General features: G+C 62.0%; 13 protein-coding genes. 3 read left to right on the top strand and 10 right to left on the bottom strand.

All coding sequences use genetic code 11. From position 1 onward, the window contains the following. Positions 1-172: 172 nt before the first annotated feature. From kdsA to J2X24_RS03085, 3 genes are read right to left on the bottom strand one after another with little or no spacing between them, the layout of a single operon-like run. Positions 173-1,021 (bottom strand): 3-deoxy-8-phosphooctulonate synthase, encoded by an 849-nt coding sequence (gene kdsA, locus J2X24_RS03095; RefSeq protein ID WP_209716352.1) that lies wholly within the window; start codon positions 1,019-1,021, stop codon positions 173-175. Beyond that, positions 1,021-1,803 carry a 3-deoxy-manno-octulosonate cytidylyltransferase gene (locus J2X24_RS03090; RefSeq protein WP_209716349.1) on the bottom strand — a complete coding sequence of 261 codons (783 nt, stop codon included), beginning with the start codon at positions 1,801-1,803 and terminating at the stop codon, positions 1,021-1,023. The genes kdsA and J2X24_RS03090 overlap by 1 nt, the downstream gene beginning before the upstream one ends. A 1-nt stretch (position 1,804) precedes the next feature. Beyond that, positions 1,805-2,788, bottom strand: coding sequence for a KpsF/GutQ family sugar-phosphate isomerase (locus J2X24_RS03085; RefSeq protein ID WP_209716346.1), 984 nt, complete (start codon positions 2,786-2,788; stop codon positions 1,805-1,807). A gap of 90 nt (positions 2,789-2,878) precedes the next feature. Here J2X24_RS03085 and J2X24_RS03080 point away from each other — a divergent pair, with 90 nt between their 5' ends. After that, the gene (locus J2X24_RS03080; RefSeq protein WP_209716344.1) at positions 2,879-3,229 is read left to right on the top strand and encodes a hypothetical protein; all 351 of its coding nucleotides are present in this window, start codon (positions 2,879-2,881) and stop codon (positions 3,227-3,229) included. Positions 3,230-3,698: 469 nt separating this feature from the next. Here the strand turns inward: J2X24_RS03080 and J2X24_RS03075 are convergent, their stop codons facing one another. Genes J2X24_RS03075 through J2X24_RS03060 form a run of 4 tightly spaced genes read right to left on the bottom strand, consistent with a single transcriptional unit; the run spans position 3,699 to position 6,526 of the window. Further along, entirely contained in the window at positions 3,699-3,998 is a 300-nt protein-coding gene (locus J2X24_RS03075; protein ID WP_209716341.1) for a winged helix-turn-helix domain-containing protein, read from the bottom strand. A gap of 2 nt (positions 3,999-4,000) precedes the next feature. Then, a complete protein-coding gene (locus J2X24_RS03070) occupies positions 4,001-4,612 on the bottom strand; it encodes a hypothetical protein (RefSeq protein ID WP_209716338.1) in 612 nt (203 codons plus the stop codon). After that, positions 4,599-5,303: a hypothetical protein gene (locus J2X24_RS03065; protein WP_245344384.1), complete on the bottom strand. Its 705-nt coding sequence runs from the start codon at positions 5,301-5,303 to the stop codon at positions 4,599-4,601. Before J2X24_RS03065 ends, J2X24_RS03070 begins: the two co-directional genes overlap by 14 nt. Further along, positions 5,303-6,526 carry an acyltransferase family protein gene (locus J2X24_RS03060; RefSeq protein ID WP_209716335.1) on the bottom strand — a complete coding sequence of 408 codons (1,224 nt, stop codon included), beginning with the start codon at positions 6,524-6,526 and terminating at the stop codon, positions 5,303-5,305. Before J2X24_RS03060 ends, J2X24_RS03065 begins: the two co-directional genes overlap by 1 nt. 153 nt (positions 6,527-6,679) lie before the next feature. Here J2X24_RS03060 and J2X24_RS03055 point away from each other — a divergent pair, with 153 nt between their 5' ends. Then, positions 6,680-7,543: an alpha/beta hydrolase gene (locus tag J2X24_RS03055; RefSeq protein WP_209716331.1), complete on the top strand. Its 864-nt coding sequence runs from the start codon at positions 6,680-6,682 to the stop codon at positions 7,541-7,543. Here J2X24_RS03055 and J2X24_RS03050 read toward each other — a convergent pair. After that, positions 7,532-8,356: a PA0069 family radical SAM protein gene (locus J2X24_RS03050; RefSeq protein ID WP_310002385.1), complete on the bottom strand. Its 825-nt coding sequence runs from the start codon at positions 8,354-8,356 to the stop codon at positions 7,532-7,534. The genes J2X24_RS03055 and J2X24_RS03050 overlap by 12 nt on opposite strands. Further along, positions 8,242-8,655, bottom strand: a complete 414-nt coding sequence (locus tag J2X24_RS22465; protein WP_245344383.1) for a hypothetical protein — start codon at positions 8,653-8,655, stop codon at positions 8,242-8,244. The genes J2X24_RS03050 and J2X24_RS22465 overlap by 115 nt, the downstream gene beginning before the upstream one ends. 97 nt (positions 8,656-8,752) lie before the next feature. Here J2X24_RS22465 and J2X24_RS03045 point away from each other — a divergent pair, with 97 nt between their 5' ends. After that, positions 8,753-9,358, top strand: a complete 606-nt coding sequence (locus J2X24_RS03045) for a peptidylprolyl isomerase (protein WP_209716328.1) — start codon at positions 8,753-8,755, stop codon at positions 9,356-9,358. Here J2X24_RS03045 and J2X24_RS03040 read toward each other — a convergent pair. Continuing rightward, entirely contained in the window at positions 9,355-10,350 is a 996-nt protein-coding gene (locus J2X24_RS03040; RefSeq protein WP_281064913.1) for an SDR family oxidoreductase, read from the bottom strand. The two genes, J2X24_RS03045 and J2X24_RS03040, sit on opposite strands and share 4 nt — an antisense overlap. Positions 10,351-10,416 lie beyond the last annotated feature (66 nt).

Below are 10,416 nucleotides of genomic sequence, written 5' to 3'. Positions count from 1 at the left end.
CCCACCCTCACGGCCGCATAACTCCGGCATCCAAAAATACCCAAACCCAAGTAACGGACAAAAAACAAACCCCGCCAAAAAGACGGGGTTTGTCAACAGTCTGAGCCTGCCCCAAAAGGGCAGGCTTTTTCTTTGATTTTAAAAGACTTGGGGCCACGGGCCCCAAACCCCATTACTTTCCCTTGGCCAAATCGTCGAACGCTCTCAGCGTGCCGATCAGCGCTTGCATCTGGTCGATGAAGATCATGTTCGGACCGTCCGACGGCGCGTGATCCGGGTCCTGGTGCGTCTCGATAAACACCGCCGACACCCCGACCGCACAGGCCGCCCGCGCCAGGATCGGCGCGAACTCGCGCTGGCCGCCCGAGGTGGTGCCCTGGCCGCCCGGCTGCTGCACGCTGTGCGTCGCGTCGAACACGATCGGATAGCCCGTCTGCGCCATGATCGGCAGGCCGCGGAAATCGGTCACCAGCGTATTGTAGCCAAACGAGGTGCCGCGATCGCACAGCAGGATCTTCTCATTGCCGGTAGACGCAATCTTCTTGGCGACGTTCTGCATGTCCCAGGGCGCCAGGAACTGGCCCTTCTTGACATTGATCGCCTTGCCCGTGGCGCCGGCGGCAAGCAAGAGATCGGTCTGGCGGCACAGGAAGGCCGGGATCTGCACGACATCGACAACCTTGCCGACGGGTTCGCACTGATGCGCGTCGTGAACGTCGGTCAGGACCGGGCAGCCGAACCTGTCGCGCACCGCCGCCAGGATATCGAGACCTTCTTCGATGCCGATGCCGCGCGCCGTACCGATCGACGACCGGTTGGCCTTGTCATAGCTCGACTTGTAGATGAACTTCGTGCCCGTCGGCGCACAGGCCTCGGCGATCTTCTCGGCCATCATCAGCGCGTGATCGAGGCTTTCGATCTGGCACGGGCCGGCGATCAGGGCGAAGGGCTCGTCGCCGCCGACCTTGATATTGCCGATCTCGACGATGCGGGTTTTGACGTGCTGGGGGGCGATGGACATCAGATTACACTTTCAATTCGAGCGACGTCGACGGGGTTGTTCAGCTCCCAGAAGACGCGGCCCTGGCCGTCGACTTCGACGCAGCGGATAGGCATGCCGTTTTCCAGGAAGCGCAGTTGCTCAAGTCCTTCCAGCGTTTCCAGCGGTCCGACCGGCCACGAGCCATAGGCCTTGAGCGCTTCGGGACGGTAGGCGTAGACGCCGACATGGTGGAAGACGGGAACGACATCGTCGGGACCGAAGCTGCGGCCCGTATAGGGAATGACTTCCTTGGAAAAATAAAGCGCGTTCATGTGGCGGTCGAAGACGGCCGTCGTGCCGCCGACGCGGCCATTGAGGCGGTCCTCGACGAAGTTGGCGTGGGTCTGGTGATCGCAGCGCAGGACCGGCGTCGCCATCTGCACGTCAGGATTGGCTTTCATTTCGCGGATCAGGTCTTCGACGAACCAGGCCGGCGTCAGCGGCGCATCGCCCTGAAGGTTGACATAGAGATCGGCGGTTTCATCGAGGTTCGACAAGGCGTCGGCCAGGCGCTCGGTGCCATTGGCACAACTTTCCGCTGTCATAACCACCTTGGCGCCGAAGGCTTCGGCGGCCTCGCGGATGCGATCGTCATCGGTCGCGACATAGACCGCGGCAACGTCCTTGACCGCCATGGCGGCTTCCCAGGACCGCTGGATCAGCGACTTCGGCACGCCGTCCTTGCCGGTCAGCACGACCAAAGGCTTGCCGGGATAACGGCTCGAAGCATAACGCGCGGGAATGATAATGATGGTTTTCAAGCTATTGCACTCCGGCGCGCAGGCAGTCGTGGATATGGATCAGACCGACGGGCGTGTCGCCTTCGACCACAAAGAGACAGGTGATCTTGCGCGCATTCATGATGCCGAGTGCCTCCGCGGCCAAGGCGTCGGGCGTGATGGTCAAGGGCCCCTTGTGCATGACGTCCACGGCCGTCTTTTCCATCAGGCCAGTCATGTTGCGGCGCAGGTCGCCGTCAGTGATGATACCCGTCAGTGTGCCCGCTGCATCGGTAATGCCGACGACGCCGAAGCTTTTGGCGGTCATTACTAATAACGTGTCGCTCATCGGCGTCTGTTCGGGCGTCAGAGGCAGGGCATCGCCGGTGTGCATCAGGGCGCTGACCAGCAGTAATTGCGCGCCCAGCTTGCCGCCAGGATGAAAGACCTTGAAGTCGAGCGGCTGGAAGCCGCGCCTTTCCATGACGGCGACGGCCAGGGCATCGCCCAGCGCCAGGGTCATGGTCGTCGAGGTCGTCGGCGCCATGCCGATCGAGCAGGCTTCCGGCGCATTCGGCAAGGTCAGGGCGATGTCGGCGGCCTTGAGCAGGGTTGAGCCCGGGCGCGACGCGACGCCGATCAGGGGAATCTTGAAGCGGCGCGTATGGGCGATGATGTCGCTGAGCTCGGACGTCTCGCCGGAATTGCTGAGGACGATGCAGACATCGTCCGGCGTGACCATGCCGAGGTCGCCATGTGACGCTTCGGCCGGATGGACGAAATAGGCTGGCGTGCCGGTCGAGGCCAGGGTCGCGGCGATCTTGCGCGCGATGTGGCCGGACTTGCCCATGCCGGACAGGATGATGCGGCCGTTGGACGCCAGGATGGTTTCGACCGCGTCGGCAAAGCTGTCGGGCAGGCCTCGCGCGAAGGCCAGCAGGGCCTCGCCTTCGGTGCGCAGCACGCGCGCGCCGGTGGCCAGGATGTCGGCGTGGGTGTCAGGAGATGGCTTGGGTATGGAACGCATTGTGTACCATATGAAAATGTCTGCTCCCTTTAGCAAGGTCGGCCGCATTGAACAATGATTTGATCCTGAGTCGATGGCCCTAGGTTGGGCGTGGGCGCACTTCACCGTGTTGTTACATTTGTCGGGAACGTCAAATTTTTCCGCACCGCAAAGAATCGGGTGGCTGAACCGGCGCGCTTTTTTGGCGACCGCTGTCATTTTTATCGGCTTTATGCGTTTGCTGTACGTATACAGATCATCCGGTATCGGCTTTTTATCGCCCTAAATAACGTCCATGAGGCGGCTGGAACCGATGGTTCTTTCGACATTGCAGCGTTTCATTCGGGCGGAGAAATCGCTGGCAAAGGACAGGTTCGCGACGCAAGGTCGCGATACGCGCGCGAAAAATATTTTCTTTTAATTCAAAGGTATGAGTGGTGTTTGATCCCATCCGGCAACTGACGGTCGGAAGGATTTTCAGACCCGGCTTGGACGCAGTGGACATCGCAAACACATCATGTTGTGGCCACATTCCGGGATTAAGACCGCATATGGAGCGGAATACCGCGAAATAAAGAAATCGACACTTGCGTCGAAAACGTTTGCGATGTAGGCTTTTCAACGAGGAAGCGAATTCCAGTTTGGTGAGACATATAAAAGGTACGTCTTCACCGTTAGTAAAGGGGCGTTGAGTCTAATGAAACCATCACCTGCCGTGTCTGTGTCCGTGCAAGAAGTCCAAACCATGACCCTCAGCAACCCCATGGGTTGGGTCTATGCCTTCTCGTTCGCGTCGGTCTTTTGGATGGTGTTGGCCATGCTCGTATTCGCCGCCACGCATCCGCCGCTGTTTGGCTGATATTCCACACATCTGGAATAAAAAGCGCCAGGTCTGGCATGATCAGACCTGACGCGACTTTGCTGCGCGGCGTCAGCGCTTTTCCACCAGCTTCGACAGAGCTTCCAGATAGTCGGCGAAAGCCTTGCGCCCGGCCGGGGTGATTTGCGCGCGTGTCAGCGGCTTGCGGCCCTGAAAGCTCTTGACGATCTCGATATAGCCCGCGTCCTCCAGCTTGCGCAGGTGGACCGACAAATTGCCCTGTGTCGCGTCGAGCAGGTCCTTCAACTCGTTGAAATCGGCCGCTTCGGCATCCGCCAGATACGCCATGATCCCCAGCCGCATGCGGCCGTGGATGGCGTCGTCCAGGCGATTGATGTCGAACGCGGCCATGGTCAGTCGGCCTTACTGTGCTGCATCATGACATAGCCGGGCGCGGCCATCAGAACGAACATGGCGGCCGTGAACACCAGCAGGTAGCTGCCGGTATCGCGGATGAGGAAGCCCAGGGCTATCGAGGTGGCGAACCAGCCGGCAGAGACGGCGCCCAGCCAAAGTTTCTTACGAATCATGTAGGCAACATACCAGCATGCGCCCTGCAAGGCCGCGACGACGGCAGGGTACAACAGCCAGATCAGAAAGTTGTTCTCGGTGATCGACACCCAGCCGATGGCGACGCACATGCTGAGATTGGCGAGGCCGGCGCTGCTGAAGGCTGCGTTCATGGCGCGCGTCGCGACGCCCTGCATCTTGTCGTGGCGGTTGCGCCACGCCAGCCAGATGATCCAGCCGACGAAAACGACGGTGGGCAGGATGCCATTGACGAGATAGAAAAGTGACGGCAGCTCAAGTTTCATAAGCAGCGGCACGGCATTCGTCAGGCACTGCAGCCCGTAGACCACGCCCCCGACCAGGAACAGTTCGCCCGCCGATCTTTGCGCCTTGGGGCCTTCGTTGACGAGGCCTTTCAGGAAGGCCAGGTCCTTTTGGGTTTCATTGATGTCCATGACGGTCCCCCTGGCGCGTCATCGCATAGCCCGGCGCGACCATCAGAACAAACAGTGCGACACCCAACAGCAGAAGGTAATTGGCAGTGTCGCGAATGAGGAAGCCGAGCGCCATGGCGGTGGCGAACCAGCCGGCGGACACGGCGCCCAGCCATAGCTTCTTGCGGATCATATAGGCGACATACCAGCAGGCGCCCTGCAGGGCCGCGGTCACCGGCGGATAGAGCAGCCAGATCAGGAAGTTCTTCTCACTAGACGAGACGTAGCCGAAGACGACGCACATGGCGAGATTGGCCAGCCCCGCGCCGCCAAACGCGGCATTCATGGCGCGCGTCGCCACGCCGTGCTGGCTGTCCTTGCGGCCACGCCACAGCATCCAGACGATAAAGCCGGTAAAAATAACCACGGGACCGAAGCCCACGAGCAGGAAGACCAGCGGCGGCCAGGCCAGATTGAAGGTGATCTGCAGCCAGTAGAGCACGCATTGCAGACCATAGCAGACGCCCGCGACCATGAAGACGTGCCCGGCAGTCGCCTGGGCCTTCGGGCCTTCGTTGACCAGGGCCTTGAGAAAGGCCAAGTCCTTCTGGGCGTTTTCGGCTTCGGCGTTCATGCGCGTCGTCTTCCTGTGGGAAGCGCCCGCGTCGAAATCGACGCAGGCGCTTTGGCGATAGAGAGCCGGAGGGACCATCAGGCTTCCTGAAGGGTGCCGGACGGCGTCTTTTTCCGGCGGCGTCGGCCGTTGAGAATCGTGCCGATGAAAGTGTAGCGCACGATCAGGCTGTAGCTCAACAGACCGGTCAACAGCGTGCCGAACAGGACAATGGCGACCTTGGCGGCGATGTGCCAGTCATAGTCCTTCACCAGGTACTGGAACAGCAGGACCAGAGGGATGTGGACGATGTAGATCCAGTAGGAGGCATCCGACAGGTAACGGACCAGCGGACTCTCGTTTTTGAGCAGGATGCGCGCGCCGCCGATCAGGAAGAAGGCGTAAGACCAGGCAGTCATGGGATAGGCGATGCAGTAGAGGGCATGGTCCGAACCCTTGACCAGTTCGGCGGTCGGCGCCGAGCCGCCGTTCAGGGTCAGGCAACCCCAGGTGCCGACAGCCGCGGCGATACCGTAGAGCCAGGTGCGGCTGGCCAGGTGATCGAGCAGGTCGGCGCGGCGGTGCAGCCACCAGCCGAACGTAAAGGCGGTGGTGTAGCCGGCGACCGCCATAGTGTTGGGAAACAGGCCCGTATCCGGTGTCAATATGCCCAGCCACATGTTCCAGGCGTCATTGAAGTAGAAGGCGGCGAAGAGCGGCAGGGCCAGGACCGGGATGATGAAGTCGGCCTTGGTCAGCATACCCGTCAATTTGTCGAGCATCCGGCCAAGTGGCGCGCCGATGCGGGTGACGTCGGTGACGATCTTGACGACCGCCGCGCCGGCGTAGAGCAGCAGCAGGACATAAAGGAACCACAGGTGGGTCAGCGGAAAGGTCTGGAGCGTAAAGCCCGGCGGCGGTGGGGGCGGGGCTGCGGCTGCGGGTGTGCCCGGCGCCGGCATATTGGCGACAATCATGATGGCGACGATGGCCACGAAGACGACCGGCCAGAAGGCGACCAGCGGAATGCCGACGCGCTTCAAGCGATTGCCAAGGAAGGCGCCGACATTGCCGTCGCGCTTTTGCAGCAGCAGGCGGGCGAAGAAGCCGGCCAGGACAAAGAAGGTCGTCATCCGGAAGATATGGATGACGTAGAAGGCCAGGTTGGCGCCGGGGTCGGTGACGGCGTCGCCGACGATCCAGAAACGCGGCTCCATGAACGACATGACGCCGTGAAATGCGATGCCCAGCAACAGGGCAAATGCGCGGACGGCGTCGAGGTCGTGCCAGCGCCCTCCTGTACTCTCAACTGAAGTGGTCATGGCGGTCTCTCCTGTTTCCATGACGGACATCACGTCCGATAACGACGATATACGCCAACTAGTTTGTTTTGTAAACTGGTTTGACGATGTCGTGGTTTTCGCCGTCACAAACCTCTGCTACAGAAGGGAAATCGCGATGCGGGGAGGGTAAGAATGGCTGCCAGGGGCAATATTTTCGTGCGCCGTCTGACGATGGCGCTGGGCGTTCTGGCCGCCGTCTTCGCCATCGCCTACCTGGCGGCGGTCGGCTATCTCTATGTCAACCAGCGCAACATCCTCTATACAATCAAGCCGGTGCCGGCGACGCGCGACACTGGCGGATTGCCGATAAAGGAAGTTACGCTCCTTACCCCGGACGGCGAAAAGCTGAATGCATGGTTCGAGCCGCCGCAACCGGGACAGCCGGTCTTCCTGTTCTTTCACGGCCAGGGCGGCACGCTCGACCTGGGCAAATGGCGCTATATCCGTATGCACAAGCAAGGCGTCGGCTACCTGGCGGTCTCCTATCGCGGCTATTCCAACTCGACCGGCAAGCCCACCGAACAGGGCCTGTTCACCGACGGCGTGGCGGCCTATGACTGGCTGAAGGCGCAGGGTTACAAGCCTGAGGACATCGTCATCCACGGCCATTCGCTGGGCACGGGTGTCGCGACCTATGTGGCGACCCAGCGCCCGGCGCGCGCGCTTATCCTGGAAGCGCCGTTTACCGCCACGGTCGACGTGGCGTCCGAACGCTATCCCTTCGTGCCGGTGTCATGGCTGATGAAGGATCAGTTCCGCAGCCATGAACGCATCAAGGACGTCCACATGCCGCTGCTGATCATCCATGGCGATCGCGACACTGTGGTCCCGTTCCATCACGGCGAGCGGCTGTTTGCCCTGGCCAATCAGCCCAAGACCTTTATCCGCATGCCGGGTTCGGAGCACAATACGCTGACGCGCGACGGCGCCTATGTGCGTTACTGGACGTTTCTTGGCCTCAAGCCGGTCCCGTACGCGCCCGACTCAGAAGAGTGACAGCTGGCGGTCGCCGCCGCGAAACAGGCTGAAATCCTTCTCAAAAGTCCACTGGTCGAGGCCATACTTGCGCACGGCGACGTCGAAGCGTTTGGCGATCAGGGCGGCGTGGACGCCGGTGCCGCTCATGCGCTGGCCGAACGCCGAGTCGTTGAGCTTGCCGCCGCGAATCTCGCGGATGTGGTTGAGCACCTTTTGCGCCCGATCGGGAAAGTGCTCGCGCAGCCATTCCTCGAACAGGATCTTGATTTCATACGGCAGGCGAACCAGCGTGTAGCCGGCGCGTCCGGCGCCGGCCTCGGCGGCGGCTTTCAGTATGTTTTCCAGTTCGTGGCAGGTCAGGCCGGGAACCAGCGGCGCCGCCAGCACGCCCACGGGCACGCCGGCCGCATTAACGGCGCGAATGGTGTCGATGCGGCGCTGGGGCGTGGCGGCGCGCGGCTCCATGACACGCGCGATGTCGCGATCGAGCGTGGTGACCGACAGGGTGACGCTGACAAGCTTCATGGCGGCCATCGGCACCAGCAGATCGAGGTCGCGCAGGATCAGGGCCGACTTGGTGATCAGGCTGATCGGATGGCGCAGGTCGAGCAGGACTTCGAGGCACGACCGGGTGATCTTTTCGGTGCGCTCGACCGGCTGGTAGGCATCGGTATTGATGCCCAGCACCATGGGCGCGGCCTTGTACTTCGGCGCCATCAGTTCTTCGCGCAGCAATTTCGCAGCATCGGGCTTGCGGAAGATGCGTGTTTCGAAGTCGAGCCCTGGCGACAGGTCGAGGAACGCGTGGCTCGGCCGGGCGAAACAGTAGATGCAGCCATGTTCGCAACCCCTGTACGATTGATCGACTGGCTGAAACCGACATCAGGCGAGGTGTTGCGGCTGATGATGCTGCGCGCCGTGTCGATGCTTAAGGTCGTCTTGCGCCGTTCAAGCTGCCGCCGGTCCTCGTGCGTCCAGCCATCGTCCCAGCCGTCGTGCACATCGTATCTGTCGGCGGCATGGAAGCGCTGGCTCGGCCGGTTTGACGCCGCGCCGCGCCCCTTGTGTGTGCGCTTGAGGACGGCATTGTCGTCGTTGACTTCGGGATGGTGGGTGACGGCCTTGGGCATGGCGCAAGGCTAAAATCTCGACCGGAACAAATCAAGAACAAAATGCACTTGCGATCAGACTTGGAACATCCGATAGTGCGGCCAAGAGGAGACGCGCATGAGACGGAATTTTCTGGCGGGCAGCCTGGCACTGGCAGGCGTGGCGGCACTGGGCGGCAAGGTTCAGGCGCGAGAGACGCCAGCCGAAAAGCTGGTGCGCATTCGCATGACGACCGGCCTGGGCGACATTGTCCTCGATCTCGACGCCGGCCGCGCGCCGCTGACGACCGCCAACTTCCTGCGCTATGTCGACAGTAAGAAGCTTGATGCCAGCGTCTTTTATCGCGCCATGAAAAGCCCGAACGATCGCGGCCTCGTCCAGGGCGGTGATAGCCGGCGCGCGCTTGCGCCCGTGGCCCACGAACCGACCAGCCAGACGGGCCTTTCGCACACCGACGGCACGATTTCGCTGGTACGCGGGGCGGCGGCGGGCTCCGGCAAGGGCGACTTCTTTATTTGCGTCGGCGATATGACGTTCCTTGACGCCGGGCCGGACGGCACCGACGACAAGCTGGGTTTCGCCGCCTTTGGCAAGGTCGTCGAAGGCATGGATGTGGTCCGCGCCATTCTCAATGCGCCAGTGTCGGCGACCGAAGGCGTCGGCGCCATGCAGGGCCAGATGCTGGCGCCCAAGGTGCCGATCGTGAAGACGCGCAGGGTTTAGCCTATCTTGCCGCCACCCATGGCGCCATAGATCGCGCCTGTCGTATAGGTGGCGTCGGTCGCCGCCAGCTGGACATAGATCGATGCCAGTTCCGCCGGCTGTCCGGGACGGCCAAGGGCGGTATTCTCACCAAACTTGACCAGCTTGTCCGGCGACTGACCGCCCGTGACCTGCAGTGGTGTCCAGATCGGTCCCGGCGCCACGCCGTTGACGCGGATGCCCTTCGGCCCCAGCTGCTTGGCCAGTGATTTGACGTAGTTGGTCGTCGCCGCCTTGGTCTGGGCATAGTCGTAGAGATTGCCCGACGGCTCCTCGGCCTGTTCCGACGATGTGCCGATGATGACCGATCCGGGCTTGAGGTTCGGCAGCGCTGCCTTGATGATCCAGAACGGCGCGTAGATGTTGGTTTTCATGGTCCAGTCGAACTGTTCCGTCGAAATGTCCAGGATCGACTCGTTGCTTTGCTGGCGCGCGGCGTTGAGGACCAGGATGTCGAGCCCGCCCAGGCCTGCGACGGCCTTCGACACCAGCGATGTGCAGAAGGCTTCGTCGCGCAGGTCGCCGGGAATGGCGACGCCCTTTCGGCCAGCCTGCTTGATCAGTGCAATGACTTCCTGGGCATCGGCCTCTTCGTCGGGCAGGTAGTTGATGGCGACGTCGGCGCCTTCACGGGCATAGGCAATGGCGGCTGCGCGGCCCATGCCGGAATCGCCGCCGGTGATCAGCGCCTTGCGGCCCAGCAGGCGGCCGGAACCCTTGTAGGTCTTTTCACCATGGTCCGGCACGGGCTGCATCTTGCCGGCCAGGCCGGGCCACGGCTGCTTCTGGTTCTTGAATGGCGGCTTGGCATATTTTTCGGTCGGATTAGTGACTGGCTGGGCTGTGGGTGCCTGCGCGACGGCGGGCGCCGCCAGCGCTGCCGATGCCGCGGCGGCCACGCCGGCGCCGCTGACGATCTGACGGCGCGACACGCCGCTGTTTGACTTGTCCATCTGGATACACCTTGCCGCCACGCGGCCGTTTGAGGAAAACGTCGCGGATTATCCGGGTGTCTCCGT

This window comes from Asticcacaulis solisilvae, from assembly GCF_017875235.1.
GTDB lineage: Bacteria > Pseudomonadota > Alphaproteobacteria > Caulobacterales > Caulobacteraceae > Asticcacaulis > Asticcacaulis solisilvae_A.
This window is presented reverse-complemented; position numbering and strand designations above follow the sequence as displayed.